The organism is Brevundimonas sp. UBA7838 (genome assembly GCF_002500885.1).
Classification (GTDB): Bacteria; Pseudomonadota; Alphaproteobacteria; order Caulobacterales; family Caulobacteraceae; genus Brevundimonas; species Brevundimonas vesicularis_C.
The window spans coordinates 3,127-3,359 of record NZ_DLTK01000005.1; the positions used below are offsets into that span (position 1 = coordinate 3,127).

Genomic DNA, 233 nt, shown 5'->3' on the forward strand with positions numbered 1-233 from the left:
TGAAGGCCTTGGCCTCGCGCACCAGGGACTGCAGGTCCAGACCCAGGCGACGCTCGCCCGTGGACAGGTCCAGCTCGGCCTCTGATGAACCTTCCTCGATCAGATAGGCGTCCATCTCGGCCTGATCCTTCAGGTAGCGCGACTGCTTGCCCTTCGAGACCTTATAGAGGGGCGGCTGGGCGATATAGACGTGGCCGCGCGTGATCAGCTCGGGCATCTGACGATAGAAGAAG

General features: G+C 62.2%; 1 protein-coding gene. It reads right to left on the reverse strand.

What is annotated here, in order from left to right; all coding sequences use genetic code 11:
• On the reverse strand, nucleotides 1-233 hold a 233-nt coding region (locus B3T77_RS00280; protein WP_292075933.1), incomplete at both ends, for a hypothetical protein.